The following is a 24,429-nucleotide window of genomic DNA, read 5'->3' as shown; positions in this document are numbered from 1 at the left end:
TCCGCGGATTCGGGCGGAAGCCGGCGTGACAATCCCTGTCGCGTCTTTCTGCCCGGGTTCCGACCGCAAGTATCATGACTACAGCTCTCACCAATCTGCTGGATATGGATCCCGCGCAACTCGTCGCTTACTGTGGCGAGTTGGGTGAGAAGCCGTTTCGCGCCAAGCAGTTGCAGCGTTGGATCCACCAGTTCGGCGTCGCTGATTTCGATCAGATGACCGACCTGGCCAAATCGCTGCGCGACAAGTTGAAGACCCGCGCCGAAGTCCGTGCGCCGGCCATCATCAGTGACCATACCTCCACCGACGGCACACGCAAGTGGCTGGTCGACGTGGGTCAGGGCAATGCGGTGGAAACCGTATTCATCCCTGAAGAAAATCGCGGTACGCTGTGCGTTTCCACGCAAGCGGGCTGCGCCGTGAATTGCCGTTTCTGCTCCACCGGCAAGCAAGGTTTCAACCGCAATCTCTCCGTGGCCGAGATCATCGGCCAGTTGTGGATGGCGGAATTCGAATTGCGCAAGACCAAGGGAATCGAAGGCGGGCCCAAGGGCGAGCGCCAGATCACCAACGTGGTCATGATGGGCATGGGCGAGCCGCTGCTCAACTTCGAGCCCACCGTGACGGCCCTGCGCCTGATGCTCGACGACAATGCCTATGGCCTGTCGCGTCGCCGCGTCACGCTGTCGACCAGCGGCGTGGTGCCGATGATCGACAAGCTGTCCCAGGAATGCCCGGTGGCACTGGCCGTTTCGCTGCACGCGTCCAACGATGCGCTGCGCGATTCGCTCATCCCCCTGAACCGCAAGCATCCGCTGCGTGAATTGATGCTGGCGTGCAAGCGCTATCTCGAATTCGCGCCGCGCGATTTCATTACCTTCGAGTACTGCATGCTCGATGGCGTCAACGACACCGACACCCATGCCCGCGAACTGGTCGCGCTGGTGAAGGAAGGCGAGACCGCCATCCCGTGCAAGTTCAACCTGATTCCCTTCAATCCCTTCCCCGAGTCGGGCTTGAAGCGTTCGCACAATCCGCGCATCAAGGCCTTTGCCCAGATCCTGATGGATGCCGGCATCGTCACCACCATCCGCAAGACCCGTGGCGACGATATCGATGCCGCCTGCGGTCAGCTGGCCGGCGAGGTCAAGGACCGCACCCGGGTGCAGGAGCGCATGCAGAAGATGGCTGAATACCAGAACAAGTTCGGTCCGGATTTCGGTCGCATCGTGGAGATCTCCGGGTGACGGCAGGCCTGCTGAATCTTCATGCTGGCGATGTCGCGCCAGCCGTGGCCGGACAGGCTGCGGCGCAGGCGGATCCTATTTTCGTTTTTCCCGATATGTGCGCGCAATGGTCGATGTCGCCTCAGGGGGCGTTCGTCGCACGTTCCGTGCGTGTTGTTGTTGAAGTGATCGCAGGTCTTGCCAATGTCGGGCAGGGCGTGCTGAAGCGGTCGAATTTCCCGGGAGGGACGCGGTGGATACCGCGCAGGGACGCTCCAGAAGAATCCGGCCAGGGCCGGCTAAAAAAAGCTTTTCCATGTGGAGCATGTGATGAGTGATCAGCAAATGAATGAAGTGCCGCCGCAGCAACCGCAGGATGCCGCCCAGTCGGCCCAGAAAGCGCCCTTGCCGGGCGCCATGCTGGCTGAGCAGCGGCAGAAGAAGGGCTGGACGGTCGAGCAGGTCGCCAGCCTGGTGAAGCTGGCGCCACGCCAGATCCAGGCCATCGAGGCCGACAACTATGCCGCCTTGCCGGGCCTGGCCGTGGCGCGCGGTTTCGTGCGCAGCTATGCCAAGGCCCTTGGCCTGGATGCCAATGCCCTGACGGCTGCCATGCCCCAGGAGTCGGCCGTAGCCCAGCGCGACCACATCGTGCCACAGCATTCGCTGTCCACGCCGTTCTCGGAAGGCCCCTTGCCGGCCATGATGATGAGCACCCGTGGCAACAGCTCGCCCTTGCCCATCGTGGCAGGCGTGGTGGTGGCGGCCTTGCTGGCGGGTGCAGCGGTCGTGCGCTGGACCGATGTGGGTGCCAGCGCGCCGCAACTGGCCTGGCTGAAGTCGCACAAGAGCGAAGCTGCAGCCGCCGCACCTGACGCATCGGCCGCCCCCGATGTGGCTGCCAATGCCAATAACGAGGTCGCGTCCTCGGACACCCCGGTCAATGCGCGTGTCGAGACGATCACACCGGCCGCCAGCGAGGAGCCGGTCAAGCAGGTGGCTCCGGTGGTCGAGGCAGCGCCGGCGCCGGCCGCGCCAGTCCAGGCGGCCAAGCCGGTGGTGGTTGAATCCGCGCCGGCACCGGTGGCGGCTACGCCAGCACCGGCCGCCAGCAGCACTGCCCAGGCGGGTGGTGCATCGGTACCGGCGGGCCTGAACATCGTCAACAGCAAGGACATGCTGCGCCTGACCTTCCGCGAGGATTCGTGGGTGGAAATCCGCCGCGCCGACAAGAGCACGATCATCTCGCGCCTGTTGAAGGCGGGAACTACCGAGGCCTTCGACGTCTCCGATGCGACGACCCTGATCATCGGCAACGCCTCCGGTGTGGACGCCACGCTGCGCGGCCAGCCGCTGGAACTGAAATCCCCGGGTGGCAACAACGTCGCCCGTCTGAACCTGAATTGAACTGCCGAGCCACCGCCATGTCTTCCTCTCCGATCGCTTCCGGGCCGCTGGCCCGCCGCAACAGCCGCCGCGTGATCATCAGCCACGGCGCGCGCGAGATCGTTGTCGGCGGTGGTGCACCGGTGATGGTGCAGTCCATGACCAACACCGATACGGCGGACGCCATCGGTACCGCGATCCAGATCAAGGACCTGGCCCGTGCCGGCTCCGAAGTGGTGCGCCTGACGGTCAATACGCCCGAGGCGGCGGCGGCCGTGCCGGCCATCCGCGAACAGCTCGATCGCATGGGCGTGGACGTGCCGCTGGTGGGCGATTTCCACTACAACGGCCATACCCTGCTGACGGAGTATCCGGAATGCGCCCAGGCGCTCTCCAAGTACCGTATCAACCCGGGTAACGTGGGCAAGGGTGCCAAGCGCGATACCCAGTTCGCCCAGATGATCGAGGTGGCCTGCAAGTACGACAAGCCGGTGCGCATCGGCGTCAACTGGGGCAGCCTGGACCAGGCCCTGCTGGCCCGCATCATGGACGAGAATGCCGGTCGCGCCGAGCCATGGTCGGCCCAGGCCGTGATGTACGAGGCCCTGGTGACCTCGGCCATCGAGAACGCCCAGCGTGCCGAGGAACTGGGCATGGCGGGTGACAAGATCATCCTGTCCTGCAAGGTGTCCGGCGTGCAGGACCTGATCGCGGTTTACCGCGAACTGGCGCGTCGCTGTGACTATCCGCTGCACCTGGGCCTGACCGAGGCCGGCATGGGCAGCAAAGGTATCGTCGCCTCCACGGCCGCGCTGTCGGTGCTGCTGCAGGAAGGCATCGGCGACACCATCCGCATCTCGCTGACCCCGGAACCGGGCGGCGACCGCACCAAGGAAGTCGTGGTCGGCCAGGAAATCCTGCAGACCATGGGCTTGCGCAAGTTCACCCCGATGGTGATCGCCTGCCCGGGTTGCGGCCGGACCACCTCCACCGTGTTCCAGGACCTGGCGGACAAGATCCAGACCTACCTGCGCGAGCAGATGCCGGTGTGGAAGGGCAAGTATCCCGGCGTGGAAGCCATGAACGTGGCCGTGATGGGGTGCATCGTCAATGGTCCGGGCGAATCCAAGCATGCCAACATCGGCATCAGCCTGCCGGGCACCGGTGAATCGCCGGCCGCGCCGGTGTTCATCGACGGCGAAAAGAGGATGACGCTGCGCGGCGAGCGTATCGCCGAGGAATTCCAGAACGTGGTCCTGGACTACGTGCAATCGCACTACGGCCAGGGCGATGACGCCTGACTCCGTCTGCAGCCAGGCAACAATCAACAACCAGCAATCCGAATTGAAGCCCCAGGTTTCAAGTTTGAAGACAACACTATCCGGTATCGGTATGTCAGAACAAAAGAAAGTCGAGAAAATCGTTGGCGTCAAAGGGATGAATGACATCCTGCCCGCCGACGCACCGCTGTGGGAGCTGTTCGAGAACACCGTGCAATCGGTGCTCAAGAGCTATGGCTTCCAGCAGATCCGCACCCCCATCGTCGAGCCGACCGCGCTGTTTGCGCGTGGCCTGGGCGAGGTGACCGATATCGTCGAGAAGGAAATGTATTCCTTCACCGATTCCATGAACGGCGACAACCTGACCCTGCGTCCGGAAAACACCGCCGGCGTGGTGCGCGCGGCGCTGGAACACAACCTGACCTACGACGGCCCCAAGCGCCTGTGGTACGTCGGTCCGATGTTCCGCCACGAGCGCCCGCAACGCGGTCGTTACCGCCAGTTCCATCAGGTCGGTGCCGAGGCGGTTGGCTTCAGCGGTCCGGACATCGATGCCGAGCTGATCATGATGTGCCAGCGCCTGTGGGATGACCTGGGCCTGTCCGACATCCGTCTGGAGCTCAACTCCATCGGCAACGCCGAAGAGCGCAACAATCACCGCGCCGACCTGATCGCCTATTTCGAGCAGCACAAGGAATTGCTGGACACCGACGCCCAGCGTCGCCTGCACGCCAATCCGCTGCGCATCCTCGACACCAAGAATCCGGCCATGCAGGAAATGGTCAACGCCGCGCCCAAGCTGCTGGATTACCTGGGTGAAGAGTCGCGCGCGCACTTCGAAGGCGTGCAGAAGATCCTGCGCCACAACAACATTCCCTTCACCATCAACCCGCGCCTGGTGCGCGGCATGGACTACTACAATCGCACCGTCTTCGAATGGGTGACCGACCAGCTCGGCTCCCAGGGCACGGTCTGCGGCGGCGGTCGCTACGATCCCCTGATCGAGATGTTCGGTGGCAAGCCGACTCCGGCCTGCGGTTTCGCCATGGGTGTGGAGCGCCTGCTGGAGCTGATGAAGGCCAACGGCGAGCAGTATGCGCCCAACCAGTGCGATGTCTACCTGGTCCATCAGGGCGAGGATGCCCAATTGCAATCTTTCGTCCTGGCCGAACGTTTGCGGACTGCCGGCCTCGATGTTGTGCTACATTGCGCATCGTCGAACGGCGGCGGTTCGTTCAAGGCGCAGATGAAGCGTGCCGACGCCAGTGGCGCCGCCTTCGCCGTGATCATCGGTGAGGATGAGCTCAAGGGCGGCACCGCCACCGTCAAGCACATGCGCGAAGGCCAGTCCGAGGAAGGACGCGCCAACCAGAGCAGCATGGCCTTCGACACCGTGGTGGACTACATCGTGGAACAGATCGTGGGCGACCATGATCACGACCACGAGCACGTGCATTTCCACCCCTAAGCATCCGTTCAACAGTTACCTTATTGCAGAGTTAAATGGCATACGATCTCGAAGAACAAGAACAGCTCGACTCCATCAAGGCCTGGTGGGCGAAGTACGGCAACCTGGTGACCTGGCTGGTGATCATCGCGCTGGCGGCCTATGCGGGCTGGACCGGCTGGAACACCTACCTGGGCCGCCAGTCGGCGCAAGCCTCGGTGCTCTATGAAGAGCAGCAGAAGTCACTGGCCGCCAAGGACAATGCCAAGGTGCAGCGCGCTGCCACCGATATCCAGGACAAGTTCAGCGGTACTTCCTATGCGCAGATGAGCGCACTGGTGGCCGCCAAGTCGGCCTTCGATGCCAATGACGGCGAGGCCGCCAAGAAGCAGCTGCAGTGGGTGATCGACCATGGCCGGGGCAAGGAATACAAGGCCATCGCCGCTGTGCGCCTGGCCGGCGTGCTGCTGGATGCCAAGGCCTATGACGAGGCCCTGAAGGTGCTGGCCGGTGACTACCCGGCGCAGTTTGCCGGTGCCATCGCCGATCGCCGCGGCGACGTGCTGCTGGCCCAGGGCAAGCGTGACGATGCCCGCGCCGCCTTCAAGCTGGCGCTGGAAAAGACCGACGCCAAGGATCCGGGTCGCCAGCTCATCCAGATCAAGCTGGATGCCATCGGCGGCGACGCGCCCAAGGCCTGATATCGATGCCGCGGCAGGCGCCTGTCCACGCAGGCAGCCTGCTGCAATGGTCGCAGTCCGCTGGTGCGGCCTGCGACTGACGAATTGAACTGCAATCCCACCGCGAACCTATCCATCGCTTAGAGGAACAAGAATATGCGTAGTGTGACAGCCACCGCTGCCCAGGCAATCTCCTTTGCACGATCCCCTCGCGCCGGCAAGATGGCGCTGAAACTGGCCGCCGTCGCGGCGGTTGTAGCGTTGTCGGGCTGTTCGTGGTTTTCCAGCAAGAAAGATCCGAATCCGCCGGCACCGCTGGTCGAGTTCGCCCAGAAGCTGCGCGTCCAGACGGCCTGGTCGGTCTCCGTGGGCAAGGCAGGTAACTTCACCTTCAGCCCGGTCTATGCCGCCGGCAGCATCTTTGCTGCGGCCAATGACGGTACCGTGGTGCGTATCAATGCCACCAGCGGCCAGACCCTGTGGCGCGTCCGTACCGACATGCCTCTGACGGCCGGTGTCGGCAGCGATGGCAGCACCGTCGTGGTGGTGGGCGAGAAGGGCCGTATCCAGGCCTTCGACGCCGCTTCCGGCAAGCCGACCTGGAGCGCCCAGGCCGCCAGCGAAGTGCTGTCGGCCCCGGCCGTGGGTGAGGGCCTGGTGGTCATTCGCAGCATCGACAATCGCGTCACGGCCTATGATGCCGACAACGGCAGCCAGCGCTGGATGATCCAGCGCAACGTGCCCTCGCTGACCCTGCGCAATGCGCCGGGCATCGTGATCGGTTCGCAGACGGCCTTCGTGGCACTGCCGGGCGGTCGCCTGTCGGCGCTGGCCCTGAACAATGGCGGTCCGCGCTGGGAAGTGCCGGTTGGCGATCCGCGCGGCACCACCGAGCTGGAGCGCATCTCCGACGTGTCCGGTGTGCCGGCGCTGGGTTCGCGTGATATCTGCGCGGTGTCCTACCAGGGTCGTATCGGCTGCTTCGATTTGCTCAATGGCAATGTTCGCTGGATCAAGGAGTTCTCCAGTGATGTCGGCGTGACCCTGGACGACGCCTATGTCTATGCCGCCGATGTCGGCGGTGCCGTCACCGAGTTCTCGCGTGACACCGGCGCCGTGGCATGGCGCAACGATCGCCTCAAGAATCGTCTGCTGTCTTCGCCCATCGGTACGGGTAAAGCAGTAGCGGTGGGCGACTACCAGGGTTATATTCACTTCCTGTCGCGTGAAGATGGCACATTCGTGGCCCGCCTCGCGACCGATGGCAGTGCAATCCAGGCGCCTCCGGTGGCAACCGAGTCGTCTGTCGTTTTCCAAACCAAATCAGGAACCGTGGTCTCCGTTGTCACTGAGTAAGTGACACAGGCCCTTAAAGAAAAGAAATGAAACCGGTAATTGCACTTGTAGGCCGTCCCAACGTCGGCAAATCGACGTTGTTCAACAGGCTCACCCGCAGCCGCGATGCGCTGGTGGCTGACCTGCCCGGCCTGACGCGCGATCGTCACTACGGCGAAGGCCGGGTCGGCGAACGTCCGTTCCTGGTGATCGATACCGGTGGCTTCGAACCCGTCGCCAAGGACGGCATCATGTACGAGATGGCCAAGCAGACCAAGCAGGCAGTGGTCGAGGCTGACGTCGTGGTGTTCATCGTCGATGGCCGCCAGGGTTTGACGCCGCATGACAAGACCATCACCGACTTCCTGCGCAAATGCGGGCGCTCGGTGATGCTGGTGGTCAACAAGTCCGAAGGCATGAAGTACACCTCGGTCACCGCCGATTTCTACGAACTGGGCATGGGAGATCCTTACGTGATCTCCGCTGCCCATGGCGACGGTGTGGCCGATCTGGTGGAGGAAGCACTGGACCAGATCGAAGCCCAGCGCGCCCAGGAGCCGGAAGCCGAAGAGCCGGCCATGCGCGGCACCAAGATCGCCATCGTCGGCCGTCCCAACGTTGGCAAGTCGACCCTGGTCAATACGCTTCTGGGCGAAGAGCGCGTGATCGCCTTCGACATGCCCGGCACCACCCGTGACTCCATCGAGATCCCCTTCGAGCGCGAAGGGCGTCACTACACCCTGATCGACACCGCCGGCATCCGCCGTCGCGGCAAGGTGTTCGAGGCCATCGAGAAATTCTCCGTGGTCAAGACCCTGAAGTCGATTTCGGACGCCAACGTCGTGCTGCTGCTGCTGGATGCCCAGCAGGATATTTCCGAGCAGGACGCCCACATCGCCGGCTTCGTGCTGGAGTCGGGCAGGGCGCTGGTGGTCGGGGTCAACAAGTGGGATGGCATGCAGAGCGACCAGCGCGACCAGATCAAGATGGATCTGGAGCGCAAGCTCAACTTCCTGTCCTTTGCCAAGTTCCACTTCATCTCGGCACTGAAGTCGACCGGCATCGGTCCGCTGATGAAGTCCATCGATTCGGCCTATGCCGCGGCCATGGCCAAGCTGAGCACGCCGCGTCTGACGCGTGCGCTGGAAGAGGCGCTGGAGCACCAGCAGCCGCGTCGCAAGGGCTCTATCCGTCCCAAGCTGCGTTATGCCCACCAGGGTGGCCAGAATCCGCCAGTGGTGGTGATCCACGGCAATGCCCTGGATGCCATCGACGACAACTACAAACGTTACCTCGAGAAGCACTTCCGGGAAACTTTCTCCCTGGTTGGAACTCCACTGCGTATCGAGTTCCGTTCCAGCAAGAATCCGTTCCTGCGCCAGGAAAAGTAATCGAAGAACCTGCTATTCAATCAATGTTTTTTGCGTTGTAGAAAAAATCGTTTAAATTGAATAGCATAAAGTTGGTAAAGCACTTGATATTCATAGAAGTGCCTCCAAGTCCTAATCACAACAACACCGTGGAGCTGCCATGAGCAACAAAGGGCAATTGTTACAAGACCCATTTCTGAACGCATTGAGAAAAGAGCACGTTCCCGTCTCTATCTACCTGGTCAACGGCATCAAGCTGCAAGGCCATGTGGAGTCTTTCGATCAATACGTGGTCCTGCTGCGTAACACCGTTACGCAAATGGTTTACAAACACGCCATTTCCACCGTCGTGCCTGCACGCGCGGTCAACCTGAGTCTCGAATCCTCGTCCGACGAATAATGGTCTACCGAGCCGGCTTGACGCCGTGGGCATTCTGACATGCGTGCCGCGTTAGTCGGCCTGGACTTCGGCAAGAACGATTTCGCCGCAAGTCTGGATGAGTTGTTCCTGTTGGCAAAATCCGCTGGCGCCGAACCGGTGATCACCATCACCGGCCGTCGCGCCAGTCCGGATGCTGCCCTGTTCGTCGGGTCCGGCAAGGCCCAGGAGATCGCCGACGCCGTCGCCGATCTCCAGCTTGAGCTGGTCATCTTCAATCACGCACTTTCCCCGGCACAGCAACGTAACCTGGAGCGCCTGCTCAAGGTGCGCGTGCTCGACCGTACCAGCCTGATCCTCGACATCTTCGCCCAGCGCGCCAAGAGCCACGAGGGCAAGGTCCAGGTCGAGCTGGCGCAGTTGCAGCACCTCTCGACCCGCCTGATCCGCGGCTGGACTCACCTGGAACGGCAAAAGGGCGGTATCGGCCTGCGCGGCCCCGGTGAAACCCAGCTGGAAACCGACCGTCGCCTCCTGGGCGAACGGGTCAAGGCACTGCGCGCGGTGCTGGCCAAGCTGCGCCGGCAACACGCCACCCAGCGACGCGCGCGCGGACGCAGCGAAACCTTCTCGGTCTCGCTGGTGGGCTATACCAACGCCGGCAAATCGACCATCTTCAACGCCATGGCCAAGGCCGGCGTGTACGCCGCCAACCAGCTCTTCGCCACGCTGGACACGACCTCCCGTCGCGTCTACCTGGGCGAGGTCGGCCATGTGGTGATTTCCGACACGGTCGGCTTCATCCGCGAACTGCCCCACCAACTGGTGGAAGCCTTCCGCGCCACGCTGGAAGAAACCATCCACGCCGACCTGCTGCTGCATGTCGTGGATGCAGCCAGCCCGGTGCGCATGGAGCAGATCGAGGAGGTCAACCTGGTCCTGAAGGAAATCGGCGCCGACCACGTGCCGCAGATCCTGGTCTGGAACAAGATCGACGCAGCCGGCCTGGAACCGGCGGTCGAGCATGACGAGTATGGTAAAATCCAGCGGGTTTTCGTCAGTGCCAAGTCTGGTGCTGGCCTGGATCTGCTGCGCGAAGCGATCGCCGCTTCGCTCAAGGCCGCCTTGGAGGCCAGGGGTCGCAGCCGTTCTGAGCCAGTCGATTCCGTAGACATGCACGCTTGAGCCGTTCGAGGGAACGGCTTTTCGCACGTTCCTGGCGCGCATTCCTCCTTGATTCTCTTAATCAATCACTACAGCCGGATCGCAAACGCATGCTTGTGTCTTTATTCAGGAAAATCGGTGTCAAGTTTTCGTTGAACGACCCCCAATGGGGACGTGGTTCGCAAAACGACAACCGCGAGAATCAGAATAACGGAAGTAACGGCGACAAACGGCCAGAAAAACCGTCCGGCAACAACAACGACGGCCCCCCGGATCTCGACCAGCTCTGGCGCGATTTCAACCAGCGCCTGGCCGGCATGTTCGGTCGCAAGGGCGGTGGTTCTTCCGATGGCGGTGGCGGCGGTTTCAATCGCGGTGACGTCAAGGGCGCCGGCATCGGCGTGGGCGTGATCGCCATCATCGTGGCCTTCCTCTGGCTGGCCAGCGGCTTCTTCATCGTGCAGGAAGGCCAGACCGCCGTGGTCACCACCTTCGGTCGCTACAGCCATACCACCTTGCCCGGCTTCAACTGGCGCTGGCCGTATCCCATCCAGGGCCACGACATCGTCAACATGTCGCAGGTCCGCACGGCCGAGATCGGCTATCGTGGCAATGTGCGCAACAAGCAGCTGAAGGAATCGCTGATGCTCACCGATGATGAAAACATCATCGACATCCAGTTCGCCGTCCAGTACAAGCTCAAGAATGCCGCCGAATGGCTCTTCAACAACCGCGATCCGGATGATGCCGTGCGCCAGGTTGCCGAGACCTCCATCCGCGAGATCGTCGGCCGCAGCAAGATGGACTTCGTGCTCTACGAGGGCCGTGAAAAGGTCGCGCTGGACGTGAGCCAGCGCATGCAGCAGATCCTGGACCGCTACAAGTCCGGCGTGCAGATCACCAACGTGACCATGCAGGGCGTGCAGCCGCCGGAACAGGTGCAGGCGGCCTTCGACGACGCCGTCAAGGCTGGCCAGGACCGTGAGCGCCTCAAGAACGAAGGCCAGGCCTATGCCAACGACGTGATCCCGCGCGCTTCCGGTGCCGCCTCGCGCCTGATGGAAGAAGCCGAAGCCTACCGCTCCCGCGTGGTGGCCAATGCCGAAGGTGATGCCTCGCGCTTCAACCAGGTGCAGGAAGCCTATGCCAAGGCACCGGCCGTCACCCGTGACCGCATGTACATCGAGACCATGCAGCAGATCTTCGCCAACACCACCAAGGTCATGGTCGATGCCAAGAGTGGCAGCAACCTCCTGTATCTGCCGCTGGACAAGCTGATCCAGCAGACCGGCAATGATGCCGCGCCCAATGCCAAGCCCGCCGCGTCGTCGGCCGGCCAGTCGGCAGCCGGCGTGGGCACGGCTCCCATCAATCCGAATGCGGGAAATGACACTGTGTATTCTTCCGAGCTGATGCGTGACATGAGAAACCGCGATCCCCGCGAAGCCCGCGAAAGGGAGGTGCGCTGATGGGCCGCCTCGTCACTTCCGTCATCGTCGCGGTCGTCGCGATCTGGCTGGCCTCGTCCACGATCTTCGTGGTTGACCAGCGTTCCTCGGCCATCGTCTTCGCCCTCGGCGAAGTCAAGCAGGTCATCAACGAACCCGGCCTGCACTTCAAGCTGCCGCCGCCGTTCCAGAACGTGATGTACCTGGACAAGCGCATCCAGACTCTGGATACGCCGGACGCCGACCGCTTCATCACCGCCGAGAAGATGAACGTGCTGGTCGATGCCTACGTCAAGTGGCGTATCATCGACCCGCGCCTGTACTTCGTGAGCTTCGGCGCCGACGAGCGTCGTACCCAGGACCGCCTGTCGCAGATCGTCAAGGCCGCCCTGAACGACGAGATCACCAAGCGCACCGTGCGTGAAGTGATCTCCAGCCAGCGCAACAACGTCATGGATGCGATCCAGGCCCGCGTGGCCAACGAAGCCAAGCAGATCGGCGTGGAAGTCATCGACGTGCGCCTGCGCCGCGTGGACTACGTGGACCAGATCAACAACTCGGTGTTCGAGCGCATGAAGTCCGAGCGTGTGCGCGTGGCCAACGAGCTGCGTTCGACCGGCGCGGCCGAATCCGAGAAGATCCGTGCCGATGCTGATCGCCAGCGCGTGGTGATCCTGGCTGAAGCCTATCGCGAGTCCGAGAAGATCCGTGGTGCCGGTGATGCCAAGGCGTCGCAGATCTATGCCCAGGCCTTCGGCCAGAACCCCGAGTTCTTCAAGTTCTACCGCAGCCTGGAAGCCTACCGCGCCAGCTTCAAGAACCGCCACGATCTGATGGTGGTGGATCCTAGCTCGGAATTCTTTAAATATTTCAAAGGCATCGGAGGCGGCAGCGCGAGTACCTCCAAGAAGTAAGTTCAAGTAACATGCGAACAGTGCCGTGCCGCCGCCATCACGGGGACGGGCAGGGCAATCAGGATGGATGCCGCTGGTAGAGGGCATCTTTCCTTTTTTGGTCCGAGATAATGTGCCTGGATGCAATCTTCCCGGCATGTGGGAGCAGGGGCGGCAGGATTTCCCGACCGCCCCGGTTTTTCGTCCAGACCCTGCGTCCATGTGGCTGTTTGCGATACCCCGATGCAATAGTCCGTTTTTTTTCTGCTTTTATTTTCGTCTATGCCTAACTGGCTTCTTCCTGAAAACATTGCCGACGTCTTGCCCTCAGAAGCGCGCAAGATCGAGGAACTGCGCCGGCGCCTGCTCGACAATTTCCGCCTCTACGGCTACGAAATGGTCATGCCGCCGCTGCTGGAGTATCTCGAGTCCCTGCTCACCGGTGCCGGCCAGGACACCGACCTGCGCACCTTCAAGCTGGTCGATCAACTTTCCGGCCGCACGCTGGGCGTGCGTGCCGACATGACCACCCAGGTCGCGCGCATCGACGCCCACCTGCTCAATCGTGCCTCGGTGACCCGCCTGTGCTACGCCGGCAGCGTCCTGCATACCCGTCCCACGGGCCTGCACGCGACCCGCGAGCCGATCCAGATCGGTGCCGAGATCTACGGTCATGCCGGTATCGAAGCCGACGCCGAGATCCAGGAACTGGCCTTGAATTCGCTGGCCCTGGCCGGCATGCGCACCATCCGCCTGGACCTGTGCCACGTCGGTGTGTTGCGCGCCATCATCGCCAATGATCCCGCCGCCAAGCGCCAGGAAGCCCAGTTGTTCGGCCTGCTGGAGGCCAAGGATATTCCGGGGCTCAAGGAAATCACCGCCGACTACCAGGAATCGACCCGCGCCGCGTTGCTGGCGCTGCCCAACCTGTATGGCGACCTCTCCGTCATCGCCCGCGCCCGCATCACTTTGCCGGCGCTGCCGGGCATCGCCCAGGCGCTGGACGAACTGCAGGCGCTGGTAGAGCTGGCCGCTGGCCACGAAGGCGCGGCCGTCACCATCGATCTGGCCGACCTGCGCGGATACCATTACCATAGCGGCGTGATGTTCTCCGCCTACGTGCCGGGCCTGCCCAATGCAGTGGTGCGCGGCGGCCGCTACGACCATGTCGGGGAAGCTTTCGGCCGCGCACGTCCGGCCACCGGCTTCTCCCTGGACCTGCGCGAACTGGCACGCCTGATGCCAGGTGCAGAAAGAAAACGCGCCATCCTCGCCCCTTGGGGCAGGGAAGCCGGTCTGCGTGAGAAAATAGCGCAATTGCGTCAAACGGGAGAGATCGTGATCCAAAGCCTTCCCGGCCACGAACACGATCAGGACGAATTCGATTGCGACCGCGCACTCGAATTCAGCAATGGAAACTGGATTATCAAAAACTTGGGTTGAGTCATGTTACAGAACAGCAATGCAAAGAATGTCGTCGTCATCGGTACGCAATGGGGCGACGAAGGTAAGGGCAAGATCGTCGATTGGCTGACCGATCACGCGCAAGGCGTGGTGCGCTTCCAGGGTGGCCACAATGCGGGCCACACGCTGGTCATCGGCGGCAAGAAGACTGCGCTGCAACTGATTCCCTCGGGCATCATGCGCGAAGGCGTGGCCTGCTACATCGGCAATGGCGTGGTGCTGTCGGTGCCCGACCTGCTGCGCGAGATCGACAAGCTCGAAGCCGCCGGCGTGGAAGTGTGCTCGCGTCTGAAGGTCTCGGACGCCTGTCCGCTGATCCTGCCCTATCACGTGGCCCTGGACGTGGCGCGTGAAGCCGCCCGTGGCGATGCCAAGATCGGCACCACCGGCAAGGGCATCGGCCCGGCCTACGAAGACAAGGTGGCGCGTCGCGCCATCCGCGTGGCGGACCTGCTGAACGAAAAGCGCTTCGCCGAGAAGCTGCTGGCCAACCTGGACTACCACAACTTCGTGCTGACCCACTACCTGAAGACCCAGCCGGTGGATTACCAGAAGACCCTGGACGACGCCCTGGCCAATGTGCCGCGCATCAAGCCCATGGTCACCGACGTCTCCAGCGATCTGTACGCCATCCACAATGCCGGCGGCAAGATCCTGTTCGAAGGCGCGCAAGGCAGCCTGCTGGACGTCGACCACGGCACCTACCCGTTCGTCACCTCCAGCAACTGCGTGGCCGGCAATGCCGCCGCCGGCGCTGGCGTGGGCCCGGGCATGCTCCACTACATCATGGGCATCACCAAGGCCTACACCACCCGTGTCGGCTCGGGCCCGTTCCCGGCCGAACTGCCCACCGATGTGGGTACCGGCAAGCACCTGGCTTCCGTGGGTCATGAATTCGGTACCGTCACCGGCCGTGCGCGTCGTTGCGGCTGGTTCGATGCCGCGCTGCTGAAGCGCTCGGTGCAGATCAACGGTGTCTCCGGCATGTGCCTGACCAAGCTGGACGTGCTCGATGGCCTGGAGTCGCTCAAGCTGTGCACCGGCTACAAGCTCAACGGCAAGACCGTGGACATCTTCCCGGTCGGCGCCGAAGAAGCCGCTGCCTGCGAACCGATCTACGAAGAAATGCCGGGCTGGTCCGAGACCACCGTCGGCGCCAAGTCGCTGGACGCACTGCCGGCCAACGCCCGCGCCTACATCCAGCGTATCGAGGAACTGGTGGGCGTGCCCATCGACATGATCTCCACCGGTCCTGACCGCGAAGAGACCATCGTCCTGCGTCACCCGTTCAAGTAATCTGGCAGTCAAGTCACGCGGTGCTGGTCACTTGATCGTAAGTGGCCAGCGCAACGTAACAACGTAATGATGCAATAACGCAATAACGCAATAACGACGTAACAACAGCAACACGAAGCAAGAAAAACTATGAAGATCTCCGACGACAAAGACCTGTGGGTCTCCTGGGACGACTACAACCGCCTGATCGAACGTCTGGCGCTGAAGGTCTATGAATCCGGCTATCAGTTCGACCAGGTGCTGTGCCTGGCGCGCGGCGGCTTGCGTCCGGGCGACGTGATGTCGCGCATTTTCGATGTGCCGCTGGCGATCCTGTCGACCAGCTCCTACCGCGAAGCGGCCGGCACCATCCGCAGCTCGCTGGACATCGCCAAGTACATCACGATCACCAAGGGCACGCTGGGCGGCCGCATCCTGCTGGTGGACGACCTGGTCGATTCCGGCGTCACCCTGCAGAAGGTGATGGTCCACCTCAAGGAACACTATCCCTCGGTCACCGAGATCAAGAGCGCCGTAGTGTGGTGGAAGGCCTGCTCGATCGTGGAGCCTGATTTCCACATCGACTACCTGCCCACCAATCCGTGGATCCACCAGCCCTTCGAAGAGTACGACGGCCTGGGTCCGCACCAGCTGGCGGCCTGGATCAAGAAGGGTGGGGCCTGATACCCCGGGAGCATTCCTGGAGCATCATCTCCGCACGTAAAAAGAGCTTGCCGCGGCAAGCTCTTTTTTTTCGCCCGCACAGGATGCGGGCAGGCGAGGCAGGGCGGAATCAGCAGATCTCTGCACCGGCGCGGTTCACCACCTTGGCGGGCTGGCCATCCAGCTTCCAGCTCAGCAGGGCCACCACGATCCCGGCCAGCGGCAGCAGGGCGGCTACATACGGCACTGCATGCAGGCCCGGGCCATGGTCGATGGTGACGCCACCCAGCCAGGCGCCGGCGGCATTGCCCAGGTTGAAGGCGGCGATGTTGGCCGAGGATGCCAGGTTGGGGGCGCCGGTGGCTTTTTCCAGCACGCGCATCTGCAGCGGCGGCACGGTGGCGAAGGCGGCCATGCCCATCAGGCCCACGCCGATGATGGCCGCGATCTTGTGTTCATTGGTCAGGCCGAACAGCACCAGCACGATGGCCAGCATCACCAGGCTCGCCAGCAGGGTGGCCATGAGCTTCTTGTCGGCCAGCTTGCCACCGGCCAGATTGCCGATCACCAGGCCCAGGCCGAACAGCAGCAGGATGGGCGAGACGGCCGAGGGCGGGAAGCCGCTGATATCGGTCAGGATAGGGGCGATATAGGTAAAGGCCGCGAATACACCACCAAAACCCAGCACCGTCATCAACAGCCCCAGCATCACCTGCGGGCGCATCAGTACACGCACTTCCTTGCCGAAATCGGCTTCTTCACCGCCTTGCGAACGCGGTACCAGCATCGCCGTGGCGGCCAGGGCGATCATGCCGATCACGGTCACCGCCCAGAAGGTGGCGCGCCAGCCGTAGTTCTGGCCCAGCCAGGTGCCGAAGGGCACACCCAGCACGTTGGCCACGGTCAGGCCGGTGAACATCAGGGCGATGGCGGAGGCCTGCTTTTCCTTGGGGACCAGGCTGGTTGCCACCACCGAACCCACGCCGAAGAAGGCGCCATGGGCGAAGGAGGCCACCACGCGACCTATCATCAGCGTGGCATAGCCGGGGGCAATCGCACAGGCCAGGTTGCCGATCACGAAGACTACCATCAGGGCAATGAGCAGCGTCTTGCGTGGCAGGCGGCCGGTGGTGGCGGTCACCAGCGGGGCGCCGACGAACACGCCCAGCGCATAGCCGGTCACCAGCAGGCCCGCCGAGGACAGGCTCACGCCCAGGTTGGCCGCGACTTCCGGCAATAGTCCCATGATGACGAACTCGGTGGTCCCGATGGCGAATGCGCTGATGGTCAGCGCCCAAAGTGCAATTGGCATGGCAAATCCTCTCTGTGTTGGGTAGGGTGGCAGGCCAGGGCGGTCTGCCAGCAGTGAGACGGATTGTGCCTGTGCTCTTTGTTGAGAAAAATACCGTTAGAATCAAAGAATATTTGATCCGGAGTCAATAATGAGTATTCAGTCCGAAGAATTGCGCACCTTCGTGGCCGTGGTCGAGGCAGGCAGCCTGTCGGCCGCCGCCGAAGTGCTGGAGCAGACCACTTCGGGGGTGAGCCGGGCGCTGTCGCGGCTGGAAGAGAAGCTGGGCGCCAGCCTCCTGACCCGCACCACCCGGCGCATGGAGCTGACCGAGGAGGGACGTGCCTTCCTGGAACAGGCCCGCAGCATCCTGGCGGCGCTGGAGCAGGCCGAGGAGACCATCCGCACTCGCACCCGCAAGCCGGTCGGCAAGCTGCGCGTGGATGCGGCGGCTCCCTTCATGCTCCACTGCGTGGTGCCGCATGTGGGCGAGTTTCGCGACCGCTATCCCGATATCGAACTCGAACTGACCACCAACGACCGTTTCATCGACCTGGTGGAGCAGCGGGCCGACATCGCCATTCGCATCGGTGCGCTGCAGGATTCGACCCTGCATGCCCGTGCGCTCAGCTCGGCGCGCCTGAACATCGTGGCCAGCCCGGCCTACCTGGAGCGCCATGGCGCGCCCGATTCGGTGGAGGCGCTGGAGCAGCATCAGCTGATCGGCTTTTCCCAACCCGAGACGCTGAACCACTGGCCCCTGCGTCATAGCGCCGGCGACCGCTACCAGACCCGGCCGGCCATCCGCGCCTCCAGTGGCGAGACGATACGCCAGCTGGCGCTGCACGGGCAGGGCATTGCCTGCCTGTCCAGTTTCATGACGGATGCCGATATTGCGGCAGGCCGTCTGGTGCGCGTGCTGGAGCATTACGATAGCGGCTATCGCCAGAAGATTTCGGCGGTCTACTACCACAACACCCAGCTGTCCCGGCGCATCAGCTGCTTCCTCGATTTCCTGCAGGACAGGCTCTGATAGTCTTCAGAGCTGCAAGGTTTTGCCGTAAATCCAGTCTGAGCGCCAGCATCGCCACCAGGGGGAATGCGACCTGTGGCCACCACGACATCCAGATCGACCCGGAGAAGAAGATGAAGCAAACGGAAACCGGCCAGGCCGCAGCACAGTTCCCGGCGCCACCCTCAAGCCGCCACCCATGGTCCTCGTCCCTGAAGCGGCCGTTGGCACAGCTTGCATGGCTGGCCGCCATCTGGATGGGTACGGGTGCGGCGACGCTGCTACCGGGTACCCAGGCGCACGCCGCCACGGCCAGCATATTGTCATTCTCGCCGCAGGGCGAGGTGCAACGCATCCGCCAGGTGCGGGCGCGGTTTTCCGAAGCGATGATCAAGTTCGGCGATCCCAAGGCCGCCTCTCCCTTCGACGCCGATTGCGCCGTGGCCGGCACCGCCCGCTGGGCCGACGAGAAGAACTGGGTCTATGACTTCGAGCGCGACCTGCCACCCGGTACCCGCTGCAGTTTCAACCTGCGTATCGATGCGCGGTCGGTGGCCGGCAACGCAGTGGCCGGCAAGACCCGCTTCCAGTTCAGCACCGGCGGTCCGGCCGTGCGACAGGTGCAACCCTACCAGGGTGCGCGCATCGCCGAAGACCAGGCTTTCATCCTGACCCAGAACGGTCCCGCCACCGCAGCATCTGTGCGTGAGCACCTGTACTGCGAGGCTGAAGGCATCAACGAGCGCATTCCCACCAAGGCCGTCGGTGACGCCGATCGCAAGGCCTTGCTGCAACAGTTCGCCAGCAACGCCGATCCGGCGGCGGTGACCATCGTGCAATGCCAGCAGCGCCTGCCCAACGATGCGCACGTCAAGCTGGTCTGGGATCGCGGCATCGCCGCCACCCAGGCGCCGGCCATCGTGACCACGCAGCCGCAGGTCTTCAATTTCCAGGTGCGCAGCGAATTCGCGGCCGGCCTCTCGTGCCAGCGTGAGAACGCCAATGCCGCCTGTTCGCCCATCCTGCCGGTGAGCCTGTCCTTCTCTTCCCCGGTGCCGCGCAAGCTGGCCGAGCAGGTGGTGATGAATACCACGACCGGCAAGATCAAGCCCACCCTGGATGGCGACAAGGACGAAGCCGTGCGCGAGCTGCGCTTCAAGCCACCGTTCCCGGAAAAGTCCGAGTTCAGCATCACGCTGCCATCCGGCTTCAAGGATGAAGACGAACGCACGCTGGCCAATGCCGCGTCCTTCCCGCTGAAGTCGGCGCTGGCCGATTTTCCGCCATTGGCCAAGTTCCCGGCGGCGCCCTTTGGCATCATCGAACTCAACGCCGACCCGACACTGCCGGTCACGTTGCGCCGGGTCGAGGCCGGCCTGCAGGTGCGCGGGGCCGATGGCCGGGCGTTGCCGGGCAAGGTGGCTGACCTCAAGGTCGATGGCGACCGTGGCGTGATCGCCTGGCTCACGCGCCTGAACAAGTACCACGAGAAATGGGGCGATCCCAAGAAGGTCGATTCACGCAGCGTCGGCTTGCTGGCCCGGGAGCCGGGCGTGAAGACGCTGGCACTGCCCGCGCTGAAGGACGCCAAGGACGGCGAATGGCCCTTCGAAGTGATCGGCATCCCCTTGAAGGAGCCGGGCTTCTATGTGGTTGAGCTGGAATCGCAGAAGCTGGGCGCCTCGCTGCTGGGCAAGCTGCAGCCCATGTATGTGCGCACCAGCGCGCTGGTGACCAACCTGGCGGTCCACGTCAAGCTGGGACGCGCCAATGGCGCGGTGTGGGTGACGCGTCTGGATGATGCCAGGCCGGTAGCCGATGCCGAGGTGCGGGTATCCAATTGCGAAGGCACGCAACTCTGGCAGGGCAAGACCGACAGCCAAGGCGTGGCGATGATGCCCGCGCTGGAAGACGCCTGCGCCCATCGCCCCTATGACCCCGCCAATGCCGACAGCATCGGCGGCCTCTTCGTCAGTGCCCGCAAGACCGACGAGAAGGGCCGCCAGGACATGGCCTTCGCGCTCAGTTCGTGGAACGACGGCATCGAATCCTGGCGTTTCAACCTGCCCACCGACATGGACCGCGCCGCCACCACGCGCGCCACCACCATCTTCGACCGCACGCTGTTCCGTGCTGGCGAGACGGTGTCGATGAAGCATGTGATCCGCACCGAGACCCTGCAGGGCTTCGGCCTGGTGCGCAAGGAAGACTTGCCCACGCGCGTGCGCATCAGTCATCTGGGTAGCGGCCAGCAATACCAGTTCCCGCTGACCTGGCGCGGCAATCGTAGCGCCGAGACCAGTTTCACCTTGCCCAGGCAAGCCAAGCTGGGCAGCTATCAGGTGGTGCTGGACCAGGGCAAGGTCGACGCCAACGCCAACAGCAATGCCAATGGCGATGCGCAGGCCGACGACGGTGACGCGGAGGGCGGATACGGACGCGGCACCTACGTCACCGGCAGCTTCCGTGTCGAGGAATTCCGCCTGCCGCTGATGCAGGGACGCATCACGCCCCCCAAGGGCGCCCAGGTCGCCATCAAGGAATTGCCGCTGGACCTGCAGCTGAACTACATCAACGGCGGTGGCGCGGCCAACCAGGCGGTGCGCGTCTCCAGTCTCTTGCGTTCGCGTGCCCTCAGCATGAGTGGCTATGATGGCTTCTCCTTCGACGCCCCGCGCAGCGATGACGACAGCAATGCCGACGACCAGAAGATCGTCGCCGACAAACTCGCCGTCACCCTCGACAAGAACGGCAGCGGCCGCACCGTCATCGGCAAGCTGCCGTCACTGCCGCGCCCGCAGGAGTTGCTTACCGAGATGAGCTACAGCGACCCCAATGGCGAGGTGCAGACCATTTCCACGGTCACGCCCCTGTGGCCCTCGGCCGTGGTAGTCGGCCTGCGCACCGGCAACTGGGTCTCGGTAAAGAAGAAGTTGACGCTCACCGCCGTCACCCTCAATACGGCCGGCCAGCCGCAGGCCAGCGTGTCGGTGGAGATCCGTGGCCAGGCGCGCAAGACCAACTCGCACCGCAAGCGCATGGTCGGTGGTTTCTATGCCTATGAAAACGACGAGAGCACGCAAGACCTCGGCAAGCTTTGTTCGGGCAAGAGCGACCAGCATGGCATGTTCAGCTGCGAGACAGAGTTGGCCGAAGCCGGCAATGTGGAACTGATTGCCAGCGCCAAGGATGGCAATGGCAATGCCGCCTCGGCGCGCTCCTCGGTCTGGGTGACCGGGCGCGGCGAAGTCTGGTTCGATGGCGAGAACCAGGATCGCATCGACATCCTGCCCGAGAAGAAGAACTACCAGCCCGGCGAGAGCGCGCGCTTCCAGGTTCGCATGCCGTTCCGTCATGCGACCGCCCTGGTGGCGGTAGAGCGCGAGGGCGTCATCGATACCCGCGTAGTGCAGTTGTCGGGGCAGGATCCCACCATCAGCGTGCCGATGAAAGCCGAGTACGGGCCTAATGTCTACGTGTCGGTGCTGGCCGTGCGCGGACGCATGCGTGAAGTGCCCTGGTACTCCTTCTTCGTATGGGGCTGGAAGGAACCGGTCAACTGGTGGCATGAGTTCCGGGAATACCAGGGACCGGGTCCCATCGTCGACCTCTCCAAGCCGGCATGGAAATTCGGCATCGCCGAAGTCAACGTCGGCGATGCCGGTCATCGCCTGCAAGTGAGCGTGAGCGCCGACAAGAGTACCTACCCGATCCGTGCCGTGGCCAAGGTGCAGGTGCAGGTCAAACGGCCCGACGGCAAGCCCGCCGCCGGTGGCGAGTTCGCCCTGGCCGCGGTGGACGAGGCGCTGCTGGAGTTGCAACCCAATGGCAGCTGGGACGTGCTGCGCGCCATGCTGCAACGGCGCAGCTACGGCGTGGAGACCGCCACCGCGCAGATGCAGGTGATCGGCAAGCGTCACTACGGCAAGAAGGCCACGCCTGCCGGTGGCGGTGGTGGCCGGGCGCCCACGCGCGAGCTGTTCGACACGCTGCTGCTGTGGAAGCCCAATGTGACCCTGGACGCCGAGGGTCGCGCGCAGATCGAAGTCCCCCTGAACGATGCGCTGACCTCCTTTCGCATCGTCGCCATTGCCGAAAACGGTACCAGCGAATTCGGTACCGGCAGCGTCAGCATCCGCTCCTCGCAGGACGTGCAGGTCATCTCCGGCCTGCCGCCGCTGGTGCGTGAGGGCGACAGCTTCAATGGCACGGTCACGGTGCGCAACACCACCGACCATGACATGAAGGTCAAGGTCGTCGCCCGCGCACAAGGCGAGACGCCCGCGTCGGTACTGACCCTGCCGGAGCGCGAGATCAGCATCGCCGCCGGCCAGGCGGCCGAAGTGATGTGGCCGGTGCAGACGCCCGAAGGCATCAGCCAGCTGGCCTGGGAGATCAGCGCCCAGGAACAGGCTGGCCAGAAGGCCAGGGATGCGATGAAGTTTGCCCAGCGCGTCATCCCGGCCGTGCCGGTCACGGTGCAGCAGGCCACGCTGTTCCAGCTGGACAAGAGCGCGGCCATCCCTGTTGCGCGACCGGCCGACAGCTTGCCGGGACGCGGCGGCCTGTCGGTGGCGCTCAAGCCCAGCCTGGCCGGTGGCAGCGATGCCTTGACGCGCTACTTCGCCGACTATCCCTTCGCCTGCCTGGAGCAGAAGACCTCCAAGGCCATCGGCCTGCGTGACGATGCCGCCTGGCAGAAGATCGTGGCCGACCTGCCTACCTACCTGGATGGCGACGGCCTGGCCTATTACTTCCCGCCCGCCGACAGTGGCACGCGCCGTGGCAGCGATACGCTCACCGCCTATCTGCTGGCGGCCACCCATGAAGCCGGCTATGCCATCCCGCCCGCCAGCCGCGACAAGATGCTCGATGGCCTGGCGGCCTTCGTGGAAGGCAAGCTCATGCGTGATTTCTGGTCACCGCAAAAGGACCTGGATGTGCGCAAGCTGGCCGCCCTGGAAGCGCTGTCACGCTACAGCCGCGTGCAGCCCGCCATGCTCGGGTCGCTGCAGATCAATCCCAACCAGTGGCCCACCTCGGGCCTGCTGGACTGGATCGCGATCCTGCAGCGGGTCAGCGCCATCCCCGAGCGCCAGAAGAAGCTCGACGAGGCCGAGCAGATTCTGCGCGCCCGCCTGAATTTCCAGGGCACGCGCATGGGCTTCTCCAACGAAGAGGGGGACTACTGGTGGTGGCTCATGAGCAGCGGCGACGCCAACGCCAACCGCCTGATCCTGCTGGAGCTGAACAACCCGGCCTGGCGCGAGGACATGCCGCGCCTGGTGGCCGGCGCCATCGCCCGCCAGCAGCGCGGTCACTGGAGTACCACGACCGCCAACGTCTGGGGCAGCCTGGCGCTGGAGAAGTTCTCCCGCAAGTTCGAGTCCGAACCGGTCACCGGCATCACCCGCGCCACGCTGGAGCAGAGCGGCGCCAGTGCAGCCGCGCAGAGCCTGTCCTGGAGCGGCGCTGCGGCTGGTGGCAAGTTGCAGCTGCCTTGGCCTGCCGGCAATGCCCAGGGCGGCAGGATGCTCCTGGCGCAGGAGGGCAGTGGCAAGCCCTGGGTCACCTTGCAGAGCCTGGCGGCGGTGCCGCTGAAGCAGCCCTTTGCTGCCGGTTATCGCATCACGCGCAAGGTCGAGGCGGTCGAGCAGAAGCAGGCCGGCGTCTACACCCGTGGCGACGTATTGCGCGTGACGCTGGACATCGATGCGCAAAGCGAAATGACCTGGGTCGTGGTCAGCGATCCGGTGCCGGGCGGTGCCAGCCTGCTGGGCTCGGGCCTGGGCCGGGATTCGGTGATCGCGCAGGGCAAGCAGGATGCGCCGCGCGATCGTGGCATGGGCTGGCTGGCCTATGAAGAGCGCAGTTTCGACGCCTATCGCGCCTACTACGAAGCCATGCCCAAGGGCCGCACCAGCATCAGCTATACGGTTCGCCTGAACAACGCCGGTGAGTTCAATCTGCCGCCCACACGGGTCGAGGCCATGTATGCGCCGGAGATGTTCGGTGAAGTACCCAACGCCAGGCTGGTCGTGAAGGCGGGGCAGTGAGCTTGTCCCGCACGCCCCTCGACCGGCGCGGCCCGCTGCGTGGGCTGGTCGCGGCATGGG

Annotated in this window: 18 protein-coding genes; 17 read left to right on the top strand and 1 reads right to left on the bottom strand. The window is 63.6% G+C overall.

Translation table 11 applies throughout. The features are described 5' to 3' along the window. The first annotated feature begins 74 nt into the window (after window positions 1-74). The 15 genes from rlmN to ACIPHN_RS04020 all read left to right on the top strand — a co-directional run bounded on the left by rlmN (window position 75) and on the right by ACIPHN_RS04020 (window position 16,031). Entirely contained in the window at window positions 75-1,247 is a 1,173-nt protein-coding gene (rlmN, locus tag ACIPHN_RS04090) for a 23S rRNA (adenine(2503)-C(2))-methyltransferase RlmN (RefSeq protein WP_198981802.1), read from the top strand. Continuing rightward, entirely contained in the window at window positions 1,244-1,564 is a 321-nt protein-coding gene (locus ACIPHN_RS04085) for a hypothetical protein (protein ID WP_400433069.1), read from the top strand. The genes rlmN and ACIPHN_RS04085 overlap by 4 nt, the downstream gene beginning before the upstream one ends. Further along, window positions 1,557-2,633: a helix-turn-helix domain-containing protein gene (locus ACIPHN_RS04080; RefSeq protein WP_400433066.1), complete on the top strand. Its 1,077-nt coding sequence runs from the start codon at window positions 1,557-1,559 to the stop codon at window positions 2,631-2,633. Before ACIPHN_RS04085 ends, ACIPHN_RS04080 begins: the two co-directional genes overlap by 8 nt. 17 nt (window positions 2,634-2,650) lie before the next feature. Next, window positions 2,651-3,913, top strand: a complete 1,263-nt coding sequence (gene ispG, locus ACIPHN_RS04075) for a flavodoxin-dependent (E)-4-hydroxy-3-methylbut-2-enyl-diphosphate synthase (RefSeq protein ID WP_400433064.1) — start codon at window positions 2,651-2,653, stop codon at window positions 3,911-3,913. A 91-nt stretch (window positions 3,914-4,004) separates the two neighbouring features. Then, complete coding sequence (gene hisS, locus ACIPHN_RS04070; protein ID WP_400433061.1) at window positions 4,005-5,360, top strand: histidine--tRNA ligase; 1,356 nt, start codon at window positions 4,005-4,007, stop codon at window positions 5,358-5,360. 35 nt (window positions 5,361-5,395) lie between these two features. After that, the gene (locus tag ACIPHN_RS04065) at window positions 5,396-6,040 is read left to right on the top strand and encodes a YfgM family protein (protein WP_400433058.1); all 645 of its coding nucleotides are present in this window, start codon (window positions 5,396-5,398) and stop codon (window positions 6,038-6,040) included. 135 nt (window positions 6,041-6,175) lie between these two features. After that, a complete protein-coding gene (gene bamB, locus ACIPHN_RS04060; RefSeq protein ID WP_400433055.1) occupies window positions 6,176-7,375 on the top strand; it encodes an outer membrane protein assembly factor BamB in 1,200 nt (399 codons plus the stop codon). 26 nt (window positions 7,376-7,401) lie between these two features. Further along, complete coding sequence (der, locus tag ACIPHN_RS04055) at window positions 7,402-8,745, top strand: ribosome biogenesis GTPase Der (RefSeq protein WP_400433052.1); 1,344 nt, start codon at window positions 7,402-7,404, stop codon at window positions 8,743-8,745. 139 nt (window positions 8,746-8,884) lie between these two features. Further along, complete coding sequence (hfq, locus tag ACIPHN_RS04050) at window positions 8,885-9,124, top strand: RNA chaperone Hfq (protein WP_006463311.1); 240 nt, start codon at window positions 8,885-8,887, stop codon at window positions 9,122-9,124. Window positions 9,125-9,163: 39 nt separating this feature from the next. Continuing rightward, complete coding sequence (gene hflX / locus ACIPHN_RS04045; protein WP_400433047.1) at window positions 9,164-10,288, top strand: GTPase HflX; 1,125 nt, start codon at window positions 9,164-9,166, stop codon at window positions 10,286-10,288. Window positions 10,289-10,377: 89 nt separating this feature from the next. Continuing rightward, window positions 10,378-11,736 carry an FtsH protease activity modulator HflK gene (gene hflK / locus ACIPHN_RS04040; protein ID WP_400433044.1) on the top strand — a complete coding sequence of 453 codons (1,359 nt, stop codon included), beginning with the start codon at window positions 10,378-10,380 and terminating at the stop codon, window positions 11,734-11,736. Further along, complete coding sequence (gene hflC, locus ACIPHN_RS04035) at window positions 11,736-12,629, top strand: protease modulator HflC (protein WP_198981811.1); 894 nt, start codon at window positions 11,736-11,738, stop codon at window positions 12,627-12,629. The genes hflK and hflC overlap by 1 nt, the downstream gene beginning before the upstream one ends. A 261-nt stretch (window positions 12,630-12,890) precedes the next feature. Then, on the top strand, window positions 12,891-14,051 hold the full coding sequence (locus ACIPHN_RS04030; protein WP_400433040.1) for an ATP phosphoribosyltransferase regulatory subunit: 1,161 nt from the start codon (window positions 12,891-12,893) through the stop codon (window positions 14,049-14,051). 3 nt (window positions 14,052-14,054) lie between these two features. Continuing rightward, complete coding sequence (locus tag ACIPHN_RS04025) at window positions 14,055-15,368, top strand: adenylosuccinate synthase (RefSeq protein ID WP_400433037.1); 1,314 nt, start codon at window positions 14,055-14,057, stop codon at window positions 15,366-15,368. 129 nt (window positions 15,369-15,497) lie between these two features. Further along, window positions 15,498-16,031: a phosphoribosyltransferase gene (locus ACIPHN_RS04020; protein WP_400433034.1), complete on the top strand. Its 534-nt coding sequence runs from the start codon at window positions 15,498-15,500 to the stop codon at window positions 16,029-16,031. A 109-nt stretch (window positions 16,032-16,140) separates the two neighbouring features. Here ACIPHN_RS04020 and ACIPHN_RS04015 read toward each other — a convergent pair whose 3' ends face one another. Further along, on the bottom strand, window positions 16,141-17,322 hold the full coding sequence (locus tag ACIPHN_RS04015; RefSeq protein ID WP_400433031.1) for an MFS transporter: 1,182 nt from the start codon (window positions 17,320-17,322) through the stop codon (window positions 16,141-16,143). A 130-nt stretch (window positions 17,323-17,452) separates the two neighbouring features. On the opposite strand from ACIPHN_RS04015, the gene ACIPHN_RS04010 reads away from it, so the two are divergent. Together ACIPHN_RS04010 and ACIPHN_RS04005 are read left to right on the top strand one after the other, a co-directional pair. Further along, window positions 17,453-18,334, top strand: a complete 882-nt coding sequence (locus ACIPHN_RS04010; protein ID WP_400433028.1) for a LysR substrate-binding domain-containing protein — start codon at window positions 17,453-17,455, stop codon at window positions 18,332-18,334. 236 nt (window positions 18,335-18,570) lie between these two features. Beyond that, window positions 18,571-24,369 carry an alpha-2-macroglobulin family protein gene (locus tag ACIPHN_RS04005; RefSeq protein WP_400433183.1) on the top strand — a complete coding sequence of 1,933 codons (5,799 nt, stop codon included), beginning with the start codon at window positions 18,571-18,573 and terminating at the stop codon, window positions 24,367-24,369. Window positions 24,370-24,429 lie beyond the last annotated feature (60 nt).

This window comes from Herbaspirillum sp. NPDC087042, from assembly GCF_044745245.1.
GTDB lineage: Bacteria > Pseudomonadota > Gammaproteobacteria > Burkholderiales > Burkholderiaceae_D > Herbaspirillum.
Note: the sequence above shows the minus strand (reverse complement) of the source record. Positions and strands in the feature narration are given on the sequence as shown.